The sequence below is a fragment of the Aetokthonos hydrillicola CCALA 1050 genome, from assembly GCF_017591665.1.
Taxonomy (GTDB): domain Bacteria; phylum Cyanobacteriota; class Cyanobacteriia; order Cyanobacteriales; family Nostocaceae; genus Aetokthonos; species Aetokthonos hydrillicola.
The window spans coordinates 83,885-106,016 of sequence record NZ_JAAKGC010000015.1; the positions used below are offsets into that span (position 1 = coordinate 83,885).

Annotated in this window: 18 protein-coding genes; 13 read left to right on the forward strand and 5 right to left on the reverse strand. The window is 40.3% G+C overall.

Going from position 1 to position 22,132, the window contains the following annotated elements; all coding sequences use genetic code 11:
• The first annotated feature begins 21 nt into the window (after positions 1 to 21).
• Complete coding sequence (locus tag G4P69_RS10385) at positions 22 to 903, forward strand: hypothetical protein (RefSeq protein ID WP_208349598.1); 882 nt, start codon at positions 22 to 24, stop codon at positions 901 to 903.
• Here the strand turns inward: G4P69_RS10385 and G4P69_RS10390 are convergent.
• On the reverse strand, positions 859 to 1,956 hold the full coding sequence (locus tag G4P69_RS10390; protein WP_208340403.1) for a DNA sulfur modification protein DndB: 1,098 nt from the start codon (positions 1,954 to 1,956) through the stop codon (positions 859 to 861). The genes G4P69_RS10385 and G4P69_RS10390 overlap by 45 nt on opposite strands.
• A gap of 70 nt (positions 1,957 to 2,026) precedes the next feature.
• Here G4P69_RS10390 and G4P69_RS10395 point away from each other — a divergent pair, with 70 nt between their 5' ends.
• The 8 genes from G4P69_RS10395 (at position 2,027) to G4P69_RS10430 (ending at position 12,362) form a co-directional block, all read left to right on the forward strand.
• The gene (locus tag G4P69_RS10395; RefSeq protein ID WP_208340404.1) at positions 2,027 to 2,326 is read left to right on the forward strand and encodes a hypothetical protein; all 300 of its coding nucleotides are present in this window, start codon (positions 2,027 to 2,029) and stop codon (positions 2,324 to 2,326) included.
• 78 nt (positions 2,327 to 2,404) lie between these two features.
• Positions 2,405 to 7,372 carry a DEAD/DEAH box helicase gene (locus G4P69_RS10400; protein ID WP_208340405.1) on the forward strand — a complete coding sequence of 1,656 codons (4,968 nt, stop codon included), beginning with the start codon at positions 2,405 to 2,407 and terminating at the stop codon, positions 7,370 to 7,372.
• A 12-nt stretch (positions 7,373 to 7,384) separates the two neighbouring features.
• The gene (locus G4P69_RS10405) at positions 7,385 to 7,897 is read left to right on the forward strand and encodes a phospholipase D-like domain-containing protein (RefSeq protein WP_208340406.1); all 513 of its coding nucleotides are present in this window, start codon (positions 7,385 to 7,387) and stop codon (positions 7,895 to 7,897) included.
• On the forward strand, positions 7,897 to 9,408 hold the full coding sequence (locus G4P69_RS10410; RefSeq protein ID WP_208340407.1) for a tetratricopeptide repeat protein: 1,512 nt from the start codon (positions 7,897 to 7,899) through the stop codon (positions 9,406 to 9,408). Before G4P69_RS10405 ends, G4P69_RS10410 begins: the two co-directional genes overlap by 1 nt.
• Positions 9,409 to 10,130: 722 nt before the next feature.
• Positions 10,131 to 10,490 (forward strand): VOC family protein, encoded by a 360-nt coding sequence (locus tag G4P69_RS10415; protein WP_208340408.1) that lies wholly within the window; start codon positions 10,131 to 10,133, stop codon positions 10,488 to 10,490.
• A gap of 30 nt (positions 10,491 to 10,520) precedes the next feature.
• A complete protein-coding gene (locus G4P69_RS10420) occupies positions 10,521 to 10,838 on the forward strand; it encodes a hypothetical protein (RefSeq protein ID WP_208340409.1) in 318 nt (105 codons plus the stop codon).
• Positions 10,831 to 11,040, forward strand: coding sequence for a hypothetical protein (locus G4P69_RS10425; RefSeq protein WP_208340410.1), 210 nt, complete (start codon positions 10,831 to 10,833; stop codon positions 11,038 to 11,040). Before G4P69_RS10420 ends, G4P69_RS10425 begins: the two co-directional genes overlap by 8 nt.
• A gap of 23 nt (positions 11,041 to 11,063) precedes the next feature.
• Positions 11,064 to 12,362, forward strand: coding sequence for a recombinase family protein (locus tag G4P69_RS10430; RefSeq protein ID WP_208340411.1), 1,299 nt, complete (start codon positions 11,064 to 11,066; stop codon positions 12,360 to 12,362).
• A gap of 151 nt (positions 12,363 to 12,513) precedes the next feature.
• Here the strand turns inward: G4P69_RS10430 and G4P69_RS10435 are convergent, their stop codons facing one another.
• On the reverse strand, positions 12,514 to 13,362 hold the full coding sequence (locus G4P69_RS10435) for a prohibitin family protein (RefSeq protein WP_208340412.1): 849 nt from the start codon (positions 13,360 to 13,362) through the stop codon (positions 12,514 to 12,516).
• A gap of 444 nt (positions 13,363 to 13,806) precedes the next feature.
• Between G4P69_RS10435 and G4P69_RS10440 the strand changes: the two genes are divergently transcribed.
• Positions 13,807 to 15,426: an ArnT family glycosyltransferase gene (locus G4P69_RS10440; protein WP_208340413.1), complete on the forward strand. Its 1,620-nt coding sequence runs from the start codon at positions 13,807 to 13,809 to the stop codon at positions 15,424 to 15,426.
• A 99-nt stretch (positions 15,427 to 15,525) separates the two neighbouring features.
• On the opposite strand, the gene G4P69_RS10445 is transcribed toward G4P69_RS10440, so the two are convergent.
• Positions 15,526 to 15,894 (reverse strand): hypothetical protein, encoded by a 369-nt coding sequence (locus G4P69_RS10445; protein ID WP_208340414.1) that lies wholly within the window; start codon positions 15,892 to 15,894, stop codon positions 15,526 to 15,528.
• Between the two features lie 610 nt (positions 15,895 to 16,504).
• Here G4P69_RS10445 and G4P69_RS10450 point away from each other — a divergent pair.
• Entirely contained in the window at positions 16,505 to 18,418 is a 1,914-nt protein-coding gene (locus G4P69_RS10450) for a chloride channel protein (protein ID WP_208340452.1), read from the forward strand.
• Positions 18,419 to 18,806: 388 nt separating this feature from the next.
• On the opposite strand, the gene G4P69_RS10455 is transcribed toward G4P69_RS10450, so the two are convergent.
• Positions 18,807 to 19,220 (reverse strand): AbrB family transcriptional regulator, encoded by a 414-nt coding sequence (locus G4P69_RS10455; RefSeq protein WP_208340415.1) that lies wholly within the window; start codon positions 19,218 to 19,220, stop codon positions 18,807 to 18,809.
• 786 nt (positions 19,221 to 20,006) lie between these two features.
• Here G4P69_RS10455 and G4P69_RS10460 point away from each other — a divergent pair.
• Both G4P69_RS10460 and cbiB read left to right on the forward strand, forming a co-directional pair.
• A complete protein-coding gene (locus G4P69_RS10460; protein ID WP_208340416.1) occupies positions 20,007 to 20,450 on the forward strand; it encodes an Rrf2 family transcriptional regulator in 444 nt (147 codons plus the stop codon).
• Positions 20,451 to 20,468: 18 nt separating this feature from the next.
• Complete coding sequence (cbiB, locus tag G4P69_RS10465; RefSeq protein ID WP_208340417.1) at positions 20,469 to 21,431, forward strand: adenosylcobinamide-phosphate synthase CbiB; 963 nt, start codon at positions 20,469 to 20,471, stop codon at positions 21,429 to 21,431.
• Between the two features lie 90 nt (positions 21,432 to 21,521).
• Here the strand turns inward: cbiB and G4P69_RS10470 are convergent, their stop codons facing one another.
• A complete protein-coding gene (locus tag G4P69_RS10470; RefSeq protein WP_208340418.1) occupies positions 21,522 to 21,968 on the reverse strand; it encodes a hypothetical protein in 447 nt (148 codons plus the stop codon).
• Positions 21,969 to 22,132 lie beyond the last annotated feature (164 nt).

The window sequence follows — 22,132 nt, forward strand, 5'->3', positions numbered from 1 at the left end:
AGTTAAATAATGATGGAGCAGATGGAACTTAAGAATAAATTTTTACCGGTTTTTTCAGTAGACAGGTTAGGTTTATTAAACAGATTAAAAAATATAGAAGGTAACTACGGGATTCTCGCACCTATTTCATCTGATAAGAATCTTCTAAGGAATATCCGGGATTGTGGAAAACCTATTTTTATAGATAGTGGTGTTTTTAGTCATCAAGATTGTCCTTGGTACAATCAAATTTATTCGGAATATCTGAATAACCGTTGGGTGCGATCGCTACGTCTGGCTTCAGAAAAACACTTGCGACAGAAAGTCCAACAGTATTTAGATAATTGTGACAAATTGTCTCCTGAGTTTGTTTTTACCCAAGATATTTTTGAGCAACCGTTACTGTCATTATACATGGCCAGACTGACCCGGGAAGAGTATTGTGTCAAGCAAAGAAATTATACTTTGATTGGTGTTGTTCAAGTAGGATATTCAATCTATAATTGCCAACACAAACAAGTCCCAGATATAAATTCTTTTCCTCCTCATTACGAATCACCCAAAAGCTTTCTAGCTTCTCTAATTAGTGCTTATCGGGATATTGGTTATGATTACATTGCCTTGGGAGGATTATTGAAAGTTGATAAAACTAGAACTACGGGCTTAAAATTTGGTTTGTCTGTAAAGGAATTAGATGAACTTCTCACATGGAGCCGACCAGAATTTGTTTTAGGGGGATTAGCTTTAACCCGCGCCCAAGTTTTGAAGAAGCATAATGTCTCAGCAGATTCTACAGGCTGGTTGTGGTGGAATGAGAAATATGACAGTAAATTTCGTCACAGGAATGGCTTCCAGGAAGTTTTGGAATTAACAGCTGGCTCAGATAACACCACTTACGGGTGTAACACCCACGAACTCCCGTAAAAGCCGATGACAAGCACTAATAGTTGTTTTGGTATTTGGAATAATAGCTTCTCCCTGAGCCCCTATTTGTGTAACACCTCGCTCTTGCCATAGTTGACTATTGCGCTTCCAGTCTATTTCTTGTAGCTTACCTAGCCATTGGGCAAGGTTCTCGGCTGGAATACCCTCTTGATATAAATCGTGAGCTAACATACCCAGTGCTTGAAAGATGGGAGCGCTTACAGCTAACGATTCCTGTCTCTGAGCTGCACGTTCGTCTTTACTTTTTATACTCCAAGGTTCTTGGGGTAAAACGCTTGCTACTGCTGCCCAGAATGTTGTAGCCCAGTCAATAAAAGATTCTAAATTTTTTTTTGACTGCAAATGAGGAAACATATGCTGGGTTGCAGCAACCAAAGTTGCTAATGTCAATAGTTTAGAGTTGTGTTTACCTAAGCTAGTTTCAACAGTCTCTACATTGTTACGGAAATGCGGAACTGATTGTAATAGTTTTTTAGCGATAAAAACTTTAGGCGATCGCTTATCAAACATATGTGAAAGCGATACACTTGGTCTTTGTACTAAAAGGTTTTGGTCACGGAAGGCTTGGCGTTCTTCTTCTAGTGACAAAGCTGCGTATATCAAAACCCCAATTTCTAGTCGTGACAGAACAACAGCATACTCTGACTCTTGTGTCTGGATATCCTGCAAAGCTTGGCGAATACCATAGCATCTATGCTGACCGTCAGTTAGACGTAAACTAACCGAATGGTAAGGAAGGTAAATATTACCATCTCTGTAAGTTGGTGATGGTTGAACATTAACACAAATTGGTGGAAAAAACGTAGTTCCATCTTGGTACGTCTCCAAAATATATCTAGCGATCGCCTTAACTCGTGCCGTGTTGAGTTTACGTTGAGCAAAGTCTGGTAATTCCGAGATGTTCGGGATATAGAGATGACCATCATTCAACAAACGAGCAACATCTCCAAAAGTTATGCTAGCGACATAACTCATATGTTCACACGCGTGACCACGTTGTACAGGCACACCTTTTATAACCAGTTCAAACATTAGTTCTCCTGTAAATAGAATTTCATTTTTTTAGCTTGCATACAAGCATACATGGTAGCAGAAAATATGTGTGTATATTTATGCTGGTGTGAGATATATAGCGGCGGTAAAACCATTGCCTCACCAAGCAAGGATTCCAGATGACACTTATGCCCAGTTATACACAATTAAACACTCGCTCGAGCAAATGCTTGCACCAAACCGGATTAGCGATGCGCCAAGCGTACAAGACATCGTAAATGTGGCACTAAGGCGATTGATTAGCGATTGGCAAGATCCTCAAAAGCAAAATTTGCTACATGATGAACTTCTTGAACAACGCAGGATAGCCCGAAAAAAAATGGGTCGGACAAAAAGAGCGGACAACTAAATTATCGTAGCTATCAAATTCGTACAAAAATTAGCCAATTCTGGCTGACTATGTTCATCTATTGAAAGCCCAAAGACCATGAGCTTAGACTCTGAGACTATTAAACGCCTGGCTGATGAAGTTTTGACGTTCATTGAACAACGTGAAGCAGAACAAGTTGCCTATGGTATTTACGATGTAACAATGGCGGGTGTTGAAGTAATTGACAATTTCAAACCCTCTGAAGACATCCAGTTAGCTACTGAAGACAAAACAGAAGCACTCAGAAATGCTTTAGCCCAACTTGCAAATGACCTGCAAATTATCCGGTTTAACCAAGTAGAGTCTCCTGATGAGTGGATTTTCCGTAGTCGAGTTGCAGAGACTGTAAGGTTGATCTCGAAACTGCGCCAAAGAATTGTTCAAGACAATAACCGCAAAGTAGCCCACCGCATCAGCAATAGCAAGCGTTTAGTGGCGGACGTAAAGTTTAGTGTCGCTTCCCGTCGCGTACCTAGAAGGAATATTCCAGTACAAACATGCATGACACCTTTACTTAGTGGCAATGCACAGCAACGGCAGGCAGCAAATTTGCTACTGGAAGTTATTAATACTCATCTAGAGAAGCTACGTACGATGAGTGGCTTCCAACAACGAACTTTGGAAACAATCCTTGAAGCAATCGAGTTAAAAGCACAAGAAGGTATTGAAAAGGGCGTTGTAGTTACAGCCAGTACAGGAGCGGGTAAAACATACGCCTTTTTTTTACCCGTACTTGCTAAGATGTTGCTAGAACGCTGCTTGCGAGATCGAGAAGGGGTAAAAGCTATTTGCATTTATCCAAGGGTCGCGCTGTCTGAAAATCAACTTACTGATTTTATCGAAATATTATTTTATCTCAACCAAGTCCTGGCAAAGAATAGTCTTCCACAATTGACAATTGGTGTAGAAAGTGCTGCAGCAAGTTACAAACTCAACGAGTTTCAAGCCACGAGTGAGGAGCAACAAAAACGGCTTTCTCAAATAAGAGGCTGGGCTTCCAGCAAAGAATATGGAGGTCATCTGTCACCCTTTGCTTACTGTGTAGGAACAGATGGCCAAGCTTGCAAAAATGATAAACAAAGACTGCTTGTCCTTCCCGCAGATCCCAAAACTTTAGTTTGCCCTATCTGCAATAAACGATATCCTTTTATAAAATTTTCTAGGGATGTCATGGCAGAACATCCGCCCGATTTGCTGATCGCCACGACAGAATCACTTCATCGACGGCTTCTATCGACAAAATATCAATATTTATTTGGTAATAATAAGTTTTGTGCGCCTTCTGTGGTGATGTTAGACGAAATTCACCTACAAACTTCAACTGCTGGGACTCAAGTAGCACTTTTACTAAGACGATTGATGGCGAGGATTCGTTTAGGTAACCACGCTCGCAAGGAACAAGGTAATTTAGCATTTGTAGGACTGAGTGCAACTATTTCGGAGCCAGCTCAATTTCTTTCAGAGTTATCTGGTATACCTGTGACTCGGATAAAAAGGGTATACCCTCAAGAAAATGAAATGCAAACGATTGGTGCCGAACGCTATATATTCGTTCGGGCTGAAGATAATGAAGATACTGCTGTAATTTCAACTTTAATTCAAACAGCAATGTGTGTACTTCACACAATGCCACAACCGTCAATAGGTTCAGGCTTAAAACGCTACCGAACATTTGGCTTTGTCCAGTCTTTAGACATTGCAGGTCGCTGGCTATACCAGATGGAAGATGCTGAGAAAGTAAAGCCAGAGCAAACTCAGATGCGAGAAGTCTTAAGAAAAAGATACAAAACACAAGATACACCAATTAGGGATTGGGATATTAAATTTATCCCCTTATACATATATCGATATCCACCATTCAATCGGGAACTCTTTCCTAACTTTTTTGGCTCGAACTTTTCTTGTGGCTGTGACTGCCAAAAGTCTGGTAACCCAGATTTAAGTTGCCCATACTTCCAAGCAGGAGAGTGCTGGTGGGTACTGTGCCAAAAAGATAAGGCACGTCCACAACCCCTAAAAATCATACGGAAAACAGGAAGCGATCGCTCGATTACTATTGAGCCTGATGATGATTTAATAATTACAACAACGGCATTAGAAGTTGGTTATGATGACGAAGCATTAATGTGTGTTCTTCAATACACTGCACCTGCAAACGTCGCCAGCTTCGTACAGAGGAAAGGTCGAGGAGGACGGAAAGTTGGAACGCGACCTATTGTAGTTACAGTACTCAGTCCCTATAAATCTACTGATTTATTTTTGTTTCGTAACGAACATATACTTACAGATCCTACTTTCCAAAAACTACCTCTCAATTCCCAAAACCGTTACCTACAAAGAATTCATGGATTTTACGCCTTCTTCGACTGGTTAGCATATCGAGCAAGTGTTGCAGGAATCGACCTAGAACTTGATTATTTATCTCGGCCAGGATACGAATATTTATTAGAGCAAAGTGTCGATTTCGGAGTGTTGCTGGAATTTAAAGATTATCTCAAACAGACTTTTGCAATAGCTGACGATACCATAAAACAGGTACTTGACGATGAATCAGAAGGATTTTTGTGCCAAATCTTCTACGAAGGCTTGATAAAAGGAGTAAATGCTCAGTTTGAAGACGAACAAACGCAGTACGTCAAAACCAGAAAGTTGTTATCCAAGCATTTACCTGAAAATTTATTCTCTGACATCAATTTACCAGAGGTGCAAGTTGACTACCGTCCTGATAATAACCAGCTAAATAAAAAGTCTAACTCTGAAAGTATCAGTTTGGCTGTAAGTGAAACAATCCCAGGAAATGTAACATTTCGTGGTGGTGAAGGTTCAACTTGGATACCACCAGAAATTTCTTATGGCGAAATCGCGCGAATACCTATTAATAGGTACTATAAATTTAATCGAATTGACGAACGACCTAAAACAGTTAACTTGCCAACACGGGCGCTGAAAAAAGTTAACATTACTAAAAAAAGTACTAACTTATTGAATTTATATCGTCCCACTGCAATTACCCCCAAGCAGTTTAGTCGAGATCATAACTCATCATTTTGGCACTGTAACCCAGAAACAGGGGACTTATCTGAAAGCCGTACATTTGACAATGCACCACAAAATACACGACCATTAGCTCACTCTTGTTCAGCTAATGCTATTGGTGCGGTAGAAATTCGCCCTGTCCGTGATACTCCCACACCTGCATATACTTTTAAGCATGGTCACTCTGCGGTGATGTGCGATCCATTAGGGCAAGAATTAATACAACGAATTGTTTTTCACAGTGACGAAACTGCAAATCTTAATTTGTTGGACGTGCGGCGAATTATTCTAGGAAGTGAGTACACTATTAAATTCCATAATTCATCAACTGAAGAAATTCGTGGAGTCTTGGGTTTTACAGCAGATGAGGACAGCCTAAGCAATTGTGCTCTAGGCTATCAAATATTGACGGACGGAATTTGTTTTGACCTCAATCCTGACTTATTAACAAAGCTTCAACTATCTGCTTCGACACGGAAAAATCTGTGTTATCATGCCATTCACCATGCCTTTGTTGCTGTTCTTACGGTTGAATATCAGGCAAACTACTTTGCTGCTCAGTATCTTGTTGATGTTCTGCTGAGTATCGCAGACAGATGGTGTGGTGGAGAGGGAGGAACACCCGAAGGGCTAAGTGATTGGTTTACCCGTGGGAACAATCAGTTCGACCGATGGTTACAAGAAGTAATTAACGGGATACAGCAATTGTCGGATAAAAATCAACAAGCAGTTTACCAATTAATCAATAGTGAGAATGATTACTTATCAATATTTTTGAACCTGTACGCTGAAATTCATAGCGGTGGATTGCGCTATCAGCAATACTTACGCGACAGTTTTCAGTATAGTTTGACTCAAGCTTTAAAGTCTGTAGCACAAGAAGTTGCAGGTGTTGAAGCACTAAACTACGTTGCAGCATGGACTGAGTTACACGCTGACTTTGAGGGAAAGGCTGCTGATCGCATCTGGTTGTACGAAATTGGTATGGGAGGTATTGGTGTAATGCGGGCAACTCACGATTTGCTACGTAACCAACCGGATAAATTCTGGACAGCCCTCGCTAACAAAATGACTCGCTGTACCATTGCCCAAGAAGAAGCCTTTTTACGTCATTTACTAGCGCAGCCCGCATCTTGGCTAGAAGAATGTGCAACTAGGGTAAGCAAAATTATCACAGCAGGTAAATCTAGCGATCGCCAAAAGAACATTGAGCAGTTAATGGCACAAGTGCGCCTACAACTGAGTGTACCTATGCGCCAAGCCCAACTCAAAGCTTTACTAAGGGTTTTTATTCCCGACTACACTCAGCAACTCCAAGGTGAATCTCTGGTTAACTGGCGTATTTTTCGGGAAATCAATCATGAGTTTCTTCCTTTATGTACTGAACAGCTAGGACGTGACCCTACTTTTACTGAAGCATCGGCGCTACTTTACCGGAAAATAGTTAAAGCTAGGCGTAACGAACAACCACAGCCGTATCCAGAGTTAAAACGTTTACTTGAAATTTACGAAGTCGAATATGGTGCTTCATTACCTGATGAAGCACGTAAAGCATTTGAAGCAGGGGTAGAACGTCGGATGCTTTTAAATTGCCGGTGCAACTGCTCAAGTTGCTTAGATGATCGCAGTGGGGACATCGAAGCGCCAGGTTTGAGCCGTAACCTTCTTAACCGTCCGTTATTGGCAGAGTGGTTAAATCAGGTTCGCGCAGATCAAAGTATAGAATTAGATGACGCCGTAACCAGTACCAGTGTCTGTGACCAAATGCGCCTGTTGCTGGAAAATGGGTGTCAAACGATCTACTTAAGGATAAGAAGCGATAAGCTGGCATTTCTTTGTACCACAATTAGCTACTTAACTGATGCAGGTATTGACACAGATATCGGCATGGTTTATCCAATGATTACAGATATTCAAACAATCTACACTAATGACTTAAGACCAAGCGAAGCACCAGTAATTGAAGTAACAGTTCGTCCTATTAAGTAAGGGGTTCTACCAGTGGCAAAGCAATCAACGCAATTGCAACCTAGTGGTCAAGCAATGCTTTACAACTTTCTGCTCAATGAGATTTTAGCATCCCAACTAGAGGGCAATTACGAGTTTTGGGTTGTCTCACCTTGGGTAACAAATTTCCGTTTAGAAAAACCCTACTATGTCTCTTTTCAGGAAATTGTAGACACAAAGCAAGAAGCATTACACTTGTTTGACATTCTGCATCAAATTGCTGCCAACGGAGGTAAAGTATACATCACAGTAGGTAGTGATAAAGAATATCATCCTTTATTAAGGCAACTTAGCCACAAAAGCGATTGCATTCAGGTACGAACATTATCAGAACTGCACGCCAAGGCATATGTTGGTCGTTATGGAGCAGTTGACGGTTCTCTCAACTTGACTGCAGGGGGAATCAATCAAAACATCGAATTATACACTTACTATCACGACGAAAGGAATATTGCTCAGTTGCGGCAAATTTGCACAAAGCATTTTGAACAAGGGTTGCCACTGTAATGTTGTTTCAATATAAAATCAATCCAAAATCGGGAACCGGTGACCAAGTAGGGCTAAGCTTAAGGTGTAGTAGTCCAAATCAAGCAGATGAAATTTATCGAGGACTTAGACAGGCTGGATTTAAAGTATCTCGTCTGATGTCTTCAATTGATGAAGACTATACCCATTTTGTTTATGTGAATGCCACTGTAGATGAAGCCACTGGGGCTATTCAACAAATTCGAGCTAGTATCGACGTTTTCAACAACGCTAGTGTTGTCAAAAAAGAACCAAGTGTAAAAGACTTCAAATCATGGCAAACTCTATTTCGTAAAGTTATCAAACGATTAAATAATGACTATGTAAACCCAATAACTTCAGTACAAGAAATCAACCCAAATATCCTTGAACAAAAAATTACCTCTGGACGACTTACTGAAGTTGAAGATAACCTACTTCGACAAGCTGATGTCAATGATAGCAATGCTCTGCGAACATTAATTGCACTTTACACCAAGACAGAACAGCATGAACAATTAGTCCAGCTTTGTAAAGCTAAATACAAGAGTATTCTTGCCCTACCTGTTTCTGGAAGGTTGGTAGAGCAGTTAGTAAATGCTCATCTTCACTATTACCGACAAACAAAAGAACAAGAGTTATTAGGTTCTGTTCAAGCATTAGCACAAGAATTTTTGCCTGAATTAGAGCGGTTGCGCCAAGCAAACGAGGTACGAAAACTATTGCAATTGTCCTTAGTTTCTCAAGAACCGCTACCAACAACGGAAGGAGCTACACTCAACGAAACATTGGTTCAGTTATTAGAAATCGAACCAGGTGAACGTATTCTACAACTTGAGAAACTTAAATCAAAATATCCAAAGGCCACTAATGTACTACTTGCTTTAGCTGAGTCTTATGCATTAATCGATAATACCGAATATGCTTTACAAATATATCAGTCAATTACTGAAAACACAGAAGAAGTTCAACAACGGCACGCAGAACTACTGTTAATTAGCCGACGTTTCCAAGAAGTTATTGAATTATTACCAAGTGCTATTTCTGAGTTGTCGCCAGGATTAGCAGGACTACGTGGTGCCGCTCTTTATTACTTAGGTCAGAAAACACAAGCCAGAGAATTTTTAGAGAAGGCATGGCAGGAGGGCGAACGTAGAGTTCAAATTCTGCTACCCTTAGCAAAATTGTGGGCTACAGTTGGCGATCCAGTGAAGGCAGGTGAGGTTTATCAAATTCTGCTAGATGTAGGTTATGAAAAATTGACATTGGAAGATAGAGCGTTAATAGCAAGGGTTGCCAATTTAGACGGTTTTGGTGATATTTCTAACAGCCAGAAGATTGATTATTATGAAGAATGTGTAAATTTGGCGGGGTTAAAAATACTAAATTTACCAGAGGCAGAAGAAATATTACAAGACAGATTAGATCTATGGAAGAAGGTTGAAAATACGCAAGGAATTATTAACGCTTACGCTGACTGGCTAGACTGGCTTGCTAATCGAGAAAAATGGTAATTTTTACACAAAGAACTAGATATTTTAAGAAGTTTTGCTACTAAACAAAGAAAAATAAGTTCGCTTCAGTATTTTGAATTACTTGAAAACCTTGAAGTTTACATAGATTTACAACCCAAATTACGTCAAAGTTTAGAAAACGACTACTTTGACTTAGCTATCGCTGAAATAGATAACGCGTTACGTCATGGAGAAGTTGAAGCACCTTTCTTCGAAGATTTAAAACGTGCTTTACTCTTTCTTAACTATGAGTACGCTAATGAGCTTGTTAAATATCGCGAACAGCGACGTGCTGAAGCTACTAGCTTAGAAATAGAACTAACATCAGATGAAAAAACAGTATCAAAAACTCCGAACTTAGCGTCAGTACATCTGGCGCTAGTCGGTGGACACCAAGCAACTCGGCGAGAGGTTATCCGCGAATTATCGGAAAACTACGGTTTAGAAAATTGTGTTGAGGTTTCCCCTTCAAGTCAGGCATATATAAATCGTAGTAATGTACAGGCTCAAATAAGTAATTGCAATTTGGTCGCTGTCATTACTGGATATATGGGACATGATTTAAGTCGAATCGTATCCGACTTAAAAAAAGATGGCACCTTAACAGGTGATGTCTTTTTTCTGGCTTGCCGGGGTAAAAGTGGTGTAGTTCGTTCTATTCTGAATAAGGTGTACGAATATAACTGATTGTACCGGGTTGAGTATAAGGATAAATAAAAGCTATGCAAATTACTCAATGTCTCCACACCGCTATTCTTGTTACCAATTTAGAACAATCCGAGCATTTTTATGGAACAGTCTTAGGGTTGTCTAAAGTTGATCGCTCTCTGAAATACCCTGGTGCATGGTATCAAGTTGGTGCTTATCAGATTCACTTGATTGTCGCACCAGGAACACCAAAACTCCAAAACGAGGAGAAATGGGGACGTAACCCACACTTTGCTTTTGCTGTTGCTGATTTAGATGCTGCTAAACAGCAATTATTGGATTATAACTACCCGATCCAGACTAGTGCTTCTGGGCGCGCTGCGCTGTTTACCCAAGATCCAGATGGTAATGTTGTTGAACTCAGCCAGGGATAGAATGGGGATAGAGAATAGGGAAACAATAGCATGGACAACAGCATCTTGGTGACGGGAATAAGCGAACCTCTGCTACACCTGATTGATGAGCGGGCTCGTCGCAAAGGTGGTGACAGAGCCGCCTATATCCGTGATTTGATTGAACAGGATATTTATCGCTCATCCGTACCATACTCCACATCAGGCAGATCAGAAGAAAAACAATTTACCCCTCAAAAGAAAAAGCCTCTTTTTGATCCGAAACAATGGGAAGAAGATATAAAACTCCTGACAAATCGTGCTTTAGCAATACCTGTTTTACCGCCAGAAGCGTTTACTCGTGAAAGTATATACGGGAATCATGACTAATGCCTTATATGGCAGATACCAACATCCTGAATGGAGACGTTTAATTGTAGAGTACAGGGTGTCCGGGGTTAAGGTACATGATACACGTCTTGTAGCTGCTATGTGTGTTCATGGAGTCACTGATATTATTACGTTTAATACTAATGACTTTACTCGTTTCACTGAAATAACAGCGTATCACCCCAGAGATATAACACCGTAAAATTTGTTGTTCTGGGGGGAGTAATGACAATTTTCGCTTACACTTACACTGACCCTCTGTTGGAAGAGATTCCTGGCTCTATTGATTGGGGACAGGAAGTAGATCGGGTTTATCAAGATTTGGGGAAGCGATCGCAACTCCACCAACTTTTCGACGACTGTAAAATTGAATCACCAAATTGTGTCCTGATCCGTCGTTTGCAAGAATTAGGGGATACAGTAGAGGAAGTTAGCGAGGCGATCGCGCAACTTCAAGCAATGAATATCACGCTCATTGCTGTTGAGCAAGGTTATAACTCTTCGCAAGAAAATACTACTCTTTGCGCTGACTTGCTCAAACTACTGAGCGAAATCCAACGTCAGCAATCTAGTAACCGCATACGTCAAGGACATGCTCGTAACCGTCTTGATGCTGCACCTCCTCCAGGTAAAGCACCCTATGGTTATCGTCGAGGTAAAGGGAAATATACTATTGACCGTAGTACTTCCCCAGTAATCAAAGATTTTTTTGAACATTTTCTCCTTTATAATTCCTTACGAGGAGCAGTTCGTTACTTAGCGAAAAAATACGGTAAAAAAATCTCTGTTACTACTGGTCGTCGTTGGTTGACTAATCCTGTATACCGTGGGGATACAGCTTATCATAATGATGAAATTATCTCTAATACTCATGCTCCCATAATTTCGCGAGAAGAAGGTGCACAAGTTGATCGGCTTTTGCGTCGAAACAGTCGTTTACCACCTCGTAGTGCAAGTGCGCCTCGTTCTCTTGCTGGCTTGGTTGTTTGTGGTGAGTGTCAGTCACACATGACGGTTACTCGTGTCACTATCCGCAAGCAAGAGAAAGAGTATCTTTATTTACGTCCTATTAGCTGTACTAAGCAACCTAAGTGTCGCGCTATTCCTTACCAAGAAGTATTAGAACATACAATTAGTGCAGTTTGCCGAGATTTACCTCTTGCAGTAGCAGATATGAATTTTCCGCAGTTGGATGCGGTTAAGAAAAGTGTGAGTGAAGCGATCGCGCATCAGCAACAAATACTTGAGCAATTACCTGCTTTACAAGAAATTGGCGTTTTAGATCCAGAAACAGCAAAATTAAGAGCATACAAGCTTCGTACAGAAATTTCTGAACTCCGAGCAAAACTTGCAACTCTTCCACCAGTAAATTTGATTTCTGTGGCAAAATCAGTATCTATTTCAGCATTCTGGTTAGATTTGTCTGAATCAGAACGACGATTTTATTTTCGAGAATTTATTCGGCAAATTGAAATTTTCCGTAAAGATAAAGATTGGGAATTACAGGTTAGATTTATTTTTTAGATAATAGGGCAGGAAAACAGTTATCAGTTATCAGTTATCAGTCAAGAATAATGTGTTTATCCCAACGCAAAATACCCCGATCTAAGCCTTGAACACTGATAACTGTTTACTGTTCACTGTCTAAGCGCCCTATGCCCCATGCCCCATTTCCCTATTGATTTTCCGCTTTTTGCTGATTAGCAAAACTGGTAGGATTAATGTTAATTAAAGGCAGGGTTCCGTTACCGCTAATGACTGTCGGAAAACGTCCATCCCATTTGGCGATCGCTTGTTGCTGCAACAACTGCGGCGTTAAAGTTTGCCTTTGCAATTTTTGCGCTTCTGCTTGACCTTTAGCTCGGTTAATTTCTGCTTGTGCTTCTTGAGTTGCTTTTTTAGCAATAAACTCTGCTTGTTTAGCTTCTTGTTCAGCTATTTGTTTTGCTTCGATTGCTTTATTAAATTCTGGAGAAAATGAGAAATTTACTAGAGAAACATCGTCAACCATTAGACCATAACTGGCAAGACGTTTTTTTAAGTTTACGTCAATTTCTTGTTTTAATTCAGTTCTGAGACTGATAATTTCCTCGGCTGTCTTTTTAGATGTTGCTGCCTTCAAAACTTCAGAAATTGCAGGAGTTAATATTCCTGTAATGATTTGCTGTTCGTCACCTACTTGTTGAAAAACCTTATTTGCTCTGTTTGGGTCTATATGCCAGTTAACAGCAATTTCTGTAGTGACTTTTTGTAGGTCTTTAGAAGCAGCATCAGCTTGAAAAGTGTTCTGTTGAACACGAACATTGAGGCTTTTTACTGTTGTAACAACCGGAAGGATAAAGTGAATACCTTCATCTAAAATGCGATTTTGAACTTTGCCAAATCGCATGACAACGCCCCTTTGACCTGCATTTACAATAGCAAAGGGTCGAAAAATAATCGCTACAATTAATAAAATTATTCCACCAGCCAAATAAAATCCTGAGTGAAAGTTATTTATGCTATTTCTACGAACGTACTGCATATATATACCTTGAAACAAGTGTGTATTTGAACACAAAAACTTCCAGTTACTTATTAAGTACTGAAATAGAGTTAAATACAAGTTATTTTTTTATTTCCCGCTAAGAGTCTCCACCAATGAATTTAATTTTGTTTAATTACTTACAAGTCATTTTGATGCTTGTTATCCAGCAAAATATGACTAGCTGCTAACCTAAACAATATTTTAAGTATTTACAGATAATTAAGTATTGACTTGGTTTTCTTGTTGTGTATTCCCTTGCTCCATCAAATTACTTATAGATCCACTTTTGCCAGTGGCAATTTCGGAAACTTAAATATAAAAATTTATTAAGACTAAGCGCTTTAGACAGTTAGTAAAGAGCAATTAAGATAATTGCAAATGTATGTATTGATTCGGTTTGCTTTGTCATCTGCATTATAATCGGGATTATTAGTTGAGAATATGCAAGAAGAAAGCTTTATTTGGAGTCCTTTAAGGAAACGGTACCGCCGAGTCGAGAAACGAATTGATCGATTGTGGATATTGGGGCTGCTTTTCGCTGCAGTGTTAATTTTTACATTCAATCTTGGTGGATTAGCTTTACGAGATTGGGATGAAGGTACTGTAGCACAAGTTGCACGGGAGATTTGGCGCGCACCTGCTGGATCAATGCGTTGGCTTTATCCAACACTGGAAGGTGAGCCTTATCATAATAAACCACCCTTGATGCACTTGCTGATCTCTTGGTCTTATTCTTTGGGAGGTGTGAATGAGTGGACATCACGGTTACCAGGAGCACTGTTAACTGCCATCTCAGTACCCTTGCTGTATTGCATTGCACGAGAAATCTTTCGTCGGCGTTCAGCTGCAATATATAGTGCGCTGGTTTATCTAACAATGTTACCAGTGATTCGCCATGGACGATTAGCAATGTTAGATGGGGCGGTCGTATGTTTTTTTATGATCATGATGCTATGTGTGTTGCGATCGCGCCGAGATTTACGCTATTGCTTAGGAATAGGCATTGGGTTTGGGTTAATTTGCCTAACTAAAAGTATATTGGGTGTATTGCTAGGCACGATCGCACTAATATTTCTTTTTTGGGATACACCACGACTGCTGACAAGTTGGTATATGTGGTCAGCAATCCTTATCGGCAGTGTACCTGTAGCTTTTTGGTATTATGCCCAATGGTTGCATTACGGTCAAGTTTCTACTTCAATAGGGGTGGTGGATCAATCCCTCAGCCGTGTTTGGAATTCTGTTGAAGGTCATAAAGGCCCACCCTGGTACTATTTATTAGAGATTCTTAAGTATACTTGGCCTTGGCTCATATTTTTACCCGAAAGTTTACGATTAACCTGGGAGAATAAAAATCTTAGTTGGGCAAAACTTGTACTTGTTTGGAGTGTTGTTTACCTGGTTGTCGTTTCCTGTATGGAAACCAAACTTCCCTGGTACATATTCCCCATTTATCCTAGCTTAGCTTTAGCTATTGGTGCCAAGCTCTCAGAAATTGACACTTCCCCAACAGTATCATCTTACCCACGTTTTTGGGTGGTAAGTTTAGCGCTTATTGCTGTAGTAGCATCTGGGGGTGGTATTTATTTTAGTTGGGCTCAACAGCCAAAACCCGATTTAATATTGATTGCTGCATCACTAGCAGTCACAATGGTTCTAGCGACTGTTTTAGCGCAACGAGATGATAAGCAATTCTTAAAGATTCTTTTATGGGGAAGTTATATTTCGTTACTACTATTTGTAAAATCTAACTACTGGGTTTGGGAATTAGGAGAAGCGTATCCAGTTAAGCCTGTGGCTGCGATGATTGAACATGCGAAACCACAAGGAAAAATTTACACCTCTTTTCCTTATCGGCGTCCATCTTTAAATTTTTATAGCGATCGCGTTGTTATTCCTGCTTCTATTGATGAACTACAAAAGTATTGGGCATCCAATGAGCAATTATACTTCCTCCTTGATGAAACTGCTCTCAAAAATCTCCAGTTAAAGCATATCCAGCCCATTGACCAAGCCTCTGGCTGGACATTTCTTACAAAGGGCACGGGGCATGGGGGATAGGGCATGGGGCATGGGGCATGGGGCATTGGACATTGGGGATTTGACTAATTCCTGCGTCCCCTGCGTCCCCTGATCCCCCTGCTAAGAGCTCCCTACCCCCTATTCCTTAATTTTCTCGGATGTTGGAAGTTGTTGTAGATCATGGCTTGTACTATTTTCAGTCCCAGCAAACAAACTTAAGAAAATGACACTTCCTATAACTAAAGCTAGTAGAGGACGTTTAAAAAGTGCAAAATCTCTTATAATCCTAGCTAGAGGTCGGCTTTGACGACGTAGGGTCGATGAGATTATTATCTGTCGAAAGGTAAATGGGTCGCGGACGTAATGACCGCTTTGAGAAACAACTAACCGTTCCTGACAATAAGGACAGGTAAACAGCCCAATGCACGTTTTTATTGGCTTCGGCTTAGTATTTTTCTGGCAAATTGGGCAAGTAACATAATGATTATCAAAGGTGTGCGTATTCATCTACCTCGTCCGCCTTGTCCATTGACTCGCTCTATCACAATAGATCTATTTAACTCCCACTCAACACACACGTAGATTACCCTATAGGGTTTAATACCAATTCTTTATAAGATCGCACTCTATCTGAAGCTCCTATAACCCGATTGATTTCGGGGGAACGCCCACAGGCGAGAGGCTATCAAGAGTGTGTATCTTCACAGAGAAACGGTATAACATGAACTATGAATTATGTGTATAACTAGATATTGGCTATTCTTGAAGAATAACCTATGGTTATAGTGATTAGCCATAACCATCAACTATCGATTCTCTACCATTTAAGCACTGTCTCTACATAATTTTTGCTCGCTGGGGATTTTTTTATCAAAGCTTTGTAAATCAACGACATTACTATAGAGGAATAACATTTAACAGAGCGCATTCTGTTGTCTGGTTGCTAAATGATCGCTCAAAATGAAATATAAGACATAAAAATTTAAATTTTTTATTACATTTACTTCTACCAATGAATTTTGTGCCTCTCACGGAATTGAGAAAGGTAATTGTATCAATTGCCTTTGCTATGTGGCAGTTGCTACCCTACGGCAAGATGCTCTCTGGACGTTTACACATGGGAGAACCAACCCGCACGACTGTCCTATCGACAACAAATGAGCTGACTCAAGGACAAGCAGTTTCTCCTTCGGCTCGTCTAACTCACCTAATTAACCGTATTCAACCATCACCTGAGACTGTTGTGCTGTTTTTAGCCATTCTCATTGGTGGTGGTAGCGGTATGGGTGTAGTTACTTTTCATTATCTCATTGATCTGATTCACCATTTGATGTTGGAAAACCTAATGGGCGCTATTGGGATCTGGGGTGCTTGGACTCTAGCTTGTGTACCTACCCTTGGGGGATTAATTATCGGATTAATGCGCTGGCGTTCTCGAGACTTTGGTCCTGGACTTTCATCGTTGATCGCGGCTTCTAAACAAGGAGAGATCCAACGACAAATAAGACCAGTTTCTAAGATGTTAGCAGCATCAGTGTCTTTAGGAAGTGGTGCTTCTTTAGGTCCCGAAGGACCAAGTGTAGAAATTGGTGCAAGTTTTGGTCTGTTGCTCTCTCAAGTACTACAAGTATCTCAAGAGCGACAGCGTTTGCTTTTGGGTGCTGGAGCTGCTGCTGGGTTAGCGGCGGGATTTAATGCACCAATCGCAGGCGTGTTTTTTGCCTTAGAGGTTGTACTGGGAGCAACATCCTTTGCTACCTCTGCTGTAAGTGTGGTGCTGTTAGCTGCCGTGGTGGCAGCGTTAATTGCTCAAATAGGTTTAGGCTCCCAGCCTGCTTTCGCCTTACCTGTATATCAAGTGCGCAGCCCTTTAGAGTTGCCATTGTATTTGGGCTTAGGTTTATGGGCAAGTTTGGTTTCTCTTGCTTACACCAAGCTGATCAGCCTATCAAAAGCTTGCTTTAATGGAGAAGTACCCTATTTGCGATGGTTAGGACGTATACCTAACCCAATTCATCCGATTATTGGTGGTGCGATTGTTGGTGCAGTAGCCTTAAAGTTTCCGCAAATTTTGGGTATCGGGTATGAAACAGTGGAAGCAATGCTGCAAGATGTGGAATTTTCTCTATATCTATTAATAGTGTTGCTAGTGGTAAAGCTGGTGATGACAGCGGTTAGTTCTGGTAGTGGTTTTGTTGGGGGTTTATTTGCACCAGCAATGTTTCTGGGTGCTTCTTTAGGGAGTGCTTATGCTCAAATTTTGGCACATCTCGCCCCAGCTATGAGTGATTATATGGCTGCTCCGCCTGCTTATGCGATGGTAGGAATGGCAGCAGTTTTAGCAGCAAGTGCTAGAGCACCGTTAACAGCAATTTTGTTGCTGTTTGAATTGACGCGGGATTATCGTATTGTTTTACCGTTGATGGCAGCCGTGGGTTTAAGTTTTTGGCTTATGGAGTTTTTTAAGCCTACTTCTAACTCTAACTCTAATCTCCAGCAAATCGGTCTTTCTGTGTTGAAAGATGAGCAAGCGGATATTTTGGAGCAAATTCTGGTAGAAGATGCTATGAACTCTCGTCCAAAGAAGCTATCAGCAACTATGAAAGTTTTGGATGCTGCTTTGGAAATGACGAGCGATCGCTGTCATAGTGCCTTAGTGATTCAAGAGGGTGGACAATTAGTTGGTATTATTTCTCTAGAAGATATCAACCGTGCTCTTTCCCTTTGGCAAGATTACCCCAATTTACCAATTGAAGTACAGCGAAATTTATGTAATCAGATATTGATGGATATCTGTACGACTGAGATTCTCTATACCTATAGAGATGAACCTTTATCTGATGCTTTAGACCGCATGGCAACTAAAGGTTTGCATCAGTTACCAGTGGTAGCACGAGACAACAATGATCATATTTTAGGTCTTCTAGAACGAGAGCAAATAGCTTTGACTTGCGATGTAGTAGTCACACGCAAGGCTATTCGTCGTTATTTGCCAATCTCTCTAAAAACAGATGTATCTATGAGTCGTTAAAGTCCATAATTCTTGACTCCTTACTTTTAAGGAGATACACCAGACGCAGAGAAACCCCATGAATAAGATCAGGGGATTCTATCAGGCGTCCATTTTTTTGCTTTCACGAATGAATTCGCTTGGTTTAAACTATTCCCTCTTCGCGCTGGAGAAAACCTCCCCATGTTTAAAGTCAGGGGAAATCCAACGGCGTATTCAATGCGCCTCTACACACTCAAAACAACTGCTTATACCAGAGGTATAGCAATTGTAATTATTTATCTTGAGCCAGAGCGTTGCTCTGGTTCCTAGAGTTGTAGCATCTAGCGTAAGCCAGTTGTAAAGCATCGCGCGCACTATCTCCATCATAAGAAGGAGGGTCAGCGCGACTTATTTGCTATTAGTTAATTTAGGCTGTAGCTTCGAGAAGTTCAAGTTCTTCTCTTTCCTCTGAATCAACCTGTCTCAGACGAATATGCTTTTTGCCTAAAGTGATTACAAACTCATCTCCTGGCTTGAGATTCATCTGTTTTGTATATGCTGACCCTATTAGCAAGTTGCCGTTTGACTGCACACTAATTCTATAACTAGCACTGCGTCCGCCACGACCATTTGCACTAGGAGCACTATCTAGCTGAATACCCTCCGCATCAATTAGCGCGTTTAAGAATTTCATCATGTTAACGCGCTCTATACCATTCTTGGTCACAGTATAGTAGCCGCACTGTTTAGCTTTTTCTTCTTTGCTTAGGTTCTCTAGCTCTTTTACTTTTTTGAGCAGTTCTTCACCGACTAGGGGTTCAATTTTTTTCTGTTTAGCCATCAACTTAGATCGAAAACGAATGATAGAAGTGGTTGAATCGATTTTATTTTAGCTGAGGTTGAGCTAATAGGATCAAAATCCTTTAGTTTTTATTTCGACTAATGCCAATTATATTACACCAAAACCATATTTTTTGTGGTTCTAGCAATATTTCTACTACGATTTATTTCTTCTATAGAACTGGGATTGGTCATGACTATAGTGTGTCTATGACTAAAGATAAGCATGAACAATCAAGTAAGGGTAACCCAAGGAAAAGTCACAAAATATATGCTTCCAGAAAAATTCAACTCAAGTATCCTTGTTTCAACCTCTCGATTTTTCCTTAAAGGGTACTTCATATTTCCCCCCTCAGGCTTAGAGCACCCTAACGCAATATATTTATTTATGGCGGTTGTCAAGAGGGCTAAACTATTCTTTATTCAAAAAAGTAAAAACAGAAAAGTCAAGAGTTTTGGATATTCTATCTCCAAAGGACTACTACCGCTCTTACAAAGTCACTGATTCAAAAATAAAAGGAATCGTATCCTAGGCTAGTGAGCTATTTTGTAGACCAAACGGTCTTCCTGAAGGGTATAGTATATCGATTTACCCTAGGCTGTGCTATCTGGTGACTTTTTTAATCTCAGTATATTTGGTAGAAATTGATGATCAATTTTCTAAAGCATACTTAAAAAGGATGCAAGCCAGCTGAATTTGAGAATAGATTTGTAAAATGATAAACAAAACTGAAGGGAACGGGAAACACACAACAGGAAATCCTCATACTTATTAATAAAGGGAAAAATGAAATTAACAACCAGAGGACACTATAGTGTTAAAGCATTGCTAGATTTAAGCTTACAGCCTGGATATGGTCCTGTATCTACTAGAGCGATCGCCTCCCGCCAGGATATCCCAGCGCCTTATCTAGAAAAGCTACTCATAGAAATGCGTCGTGCTGGATTAGTAAAATCAATTCGCGGTAGCATTGGCGGATACCAATTAGCGCGAGATCCTATGAAAATATCTTTGGCAGAAATTTTAGATGCAGTGGGTGAAACGATTAAACCCTTACCTCATCATCAAGCAACGCCTGCACAAGCTGAAGATTGGGTAACATTCACCCTTTGGCAGAGGCTAGACCAAAAGCTCAAAGAAGCTTTGCACACTATTACTTTAGCAGACCTTTATTATGATGCCCGTAGTTGGCAAGCTTCTCTTGGAGAAGAAGCTAGTTTTATAGTTTAGTTCTTTGTCATTTATTATATGACATCATCTTTTATTCTAATAGTTGCGGCTAGTTTAGATTACTTTATAGGCGATCCTTTAGGTTGGCTTCATCCAGTCCAAGTTATGGGATGGGTGATTTCTCGCTTTACTAAATTTGCTTTACTATATTGTCATAATTCTCTAACACAACGAATAGCTGGAATTGCACTCTCAATAATCCTAATATTTGGTAGTGGTCTTTTTAGCTGGTTACTAATTCAGGGTGCTAAATTACTGCATCCACTCTTGGGAATATTTTTAGAAATTATTCTTTTAGCGAGTTGTTTTGCTTTAAAAAGCTTACGGGTAGCAGCCGAAACAGTCTTAGAGCCTTTAACTGCAGGACAGCTAGTAAATGCTCGTTCTGTGTTAAAAAATTATGTTGGTCGAGACACAGAAAATCTCCCAGAATCAGAAATTTTACGAGCTGTCCTAGAAACTGTAACAGAAAATGCCACTGATGGCGTCATGGCCCCACTTTTTTATGCAATTATTGGTGTATTTATCCCAGTTATTGGTCCAGCTCCTCTAGCTTTAGCATACAAAGCCAGTAGTACTCTTGATTCGATGGTAGGTTACAAAGAAGCGCCTTATACTTATTTAGGATGGCTAAGTGCGCGTCTCGATGATTGCTTGACTTGGGTTCCCTGTCGTTTAACAGTGCTAACTTTAGCACTTTTGTCAGGTCAACCAAAGCATGTTTGGGAAATTTGCCGAAAAGATGCAATTAATGATCCTAGCCCCAACTCTGGCTGGAGTGAGTGCGTTTACGCTGCTATTTTAGGCGTACAAATGGGAGGTACAAATTGGTATAACGGGGTAGCCAAACACAAACCCCTCTTAGGTGAACCCAAGCACCCAATCACCTCAACTTCAATTCACCAAGCTTTAAAACTAACTAAATATTGCTTTTTACTTTGGCTAGGAATAGCAGTTTTAACAGTGATCAGTTATCAGTGATCAGTTATCAGTCAAGAATAATGTGTTTATCGGAACGGTAAACACTCCACCATCTGCCTTGATCACTGATAACTGTTTACTGTTCACTGTTTAGCACCTCTCAGCACTTTCATCTTTTTGCAGATTATTTTTCTCCCGTTGAAGACTTTCTTCTAAAGCTTGAATTTGTTCTCGGCGTGCTTCTAGTTCTAAGGATCGACGTGCTAAGTCTTGATTTTGTAAGGTTAAGTTTTGTCTCCACTGTTCTGCTCGTTCTGCTTCTTGTTGTAAGAATTCCGGAGTAATACCAGTAGATAAGTAGGTTTTGACGAGATCCACTACCCAGTTGGTTGCTTCTTGTATTTTTTCGATATCGCCAGTGGGTGAAAGCTCCACCAAGACTAGCAACTTTTCAGTCAAAGAGTTGCTTTTGCCCAGTAGAATGAAGGCTTCTTCTGGGATTATTGCCCACACATTTTCAGCTTCTTGACGCGCCAACAACTGCAACTGAGGTTGGTCTAAAAATTCGTTTTTATGTACTTGGGCTAGATATAGCATGACAGTTGTTTTACTCTAATTAAAAATTAAAAAAGGAGTCAGAAGCCAGAATACAGGAGTCAGAATAAATGATATAAAAATTTTACTCTGATGAAGGTGAATCCACGCTGTGGAAGTTAGGAATTTAAACCCCTTTATTCATCTACTTAGTCGCTCTTTTCTTC

Bases quoted from the DNA above. Each gene is read 5' to 3' on its own strand.
- G4P69_RS10385 (WP_208349598.1), top strand. From the start codon at position 22: ATGGAACTTAAGAATAAATTTTTACCGGTTTTTTCAGTAGACAGGTTA.
- G4P69_RS10390 (WP_208340403.1), bottom strand. From the start codon at position 1,956: ATGTTTGAACTGGTTATAAAAGGTGTGCCTGTACAACGTGGTCACGCG.
- G4P69_RS10400 (WP_208340405.1), top strand. From the start codon at position 2,405: ATGAGCTTAGACTCTGAGACTATTAAACGCCTGGCTGATGAAGTTTTG.
- G4P69_RS10410 (WP_208340407.1), top strand. From the start codon at position 7,897: ATGTTGTTTCAATATAAAATCAATCCAAAATCGGGAACCGGTGACCAA.
- G4P69_RS10415 (WP_208340408.1), top strand. From the start codon at position 10,131: ATGCAAATTACTCAATGTCTCCACACCGCTATTCTTGTTACCAATTTA.
- G4P69_RS10420 (WP_208340409.1), top strand. From the start codon at position 10,521: ATGGACAACAGCATCTTGGTGACGGGAATAAGCGAACCTCTGCTACAC.
- G4P69_RS10425 (WP_208340410.1), top strand. From the start codon at position 10,831: ATGACTAATGCCTTATATGGCAGATACCAACATCCTGAATGGAGACGT.
- G4P69_RS10430 (WP_208340411.1), top strand. From the start codon at position 11,064: ATGACAATTTTCGCTTACACTTACACTGACCCTCTGTTGGAAGAGATT.
- G4P69_RS10435 (WP_208340412.1), bottom strand. From the start codon at position 13,362: ATGCAGTACGTTCGTAGAAATAGCATAAATAACTTTCACTCAGGATTT.
- G4P69_RS10440 (WP_208340413.1), top strand. From the start codon at position 13,807: ATGCAAGAAGAAAGCTTTATTTGGAGTCCTTTAAGGAAACGGTACCGC.
- G4P69_RS10445 (WP_208340414.1), bottom strand. From the start codon at position 15,894: ATGAATACGCACACCTTTGATAATCATTATGTTACTTGCCCAATTTGC.
- G4P69_RS10450 (WP_208340452.1), top strand. From the start codon at position 16,505: ATGGGAGAACCAACCCGCACGACTGTCCTATCGACAACAAATGAGCTG.
- G4P69_RS10455 (WP_208340415.1), bottom strand. From the start codon at position 19,220: ATGGCTAAACAGAAAAAAATTGAACCCCTAGTCGGTGAAGAACTGCTC.
- G4P69_RS10460 (WP_208340416.1), top strand. From the start codon at position 20,007: ATGAAATTAACAACCAGAGGACACTATAGTGTTAAAGCATTGCTAGAT.
- cbiB (WP_208340417.1), top strand. From the start codon at position 20,469: ATGACATCATCTTTTATTCTAATAGTTGCGGCTAGTTTAGATTACTTT.
- G4P69_RS10470 (WP_208340418.1), bottom strand. From the start codon at position 21,968: ATGCTATATCTAGCCCAAGTACATAAAAACGAATTTTTAGACCAACCT.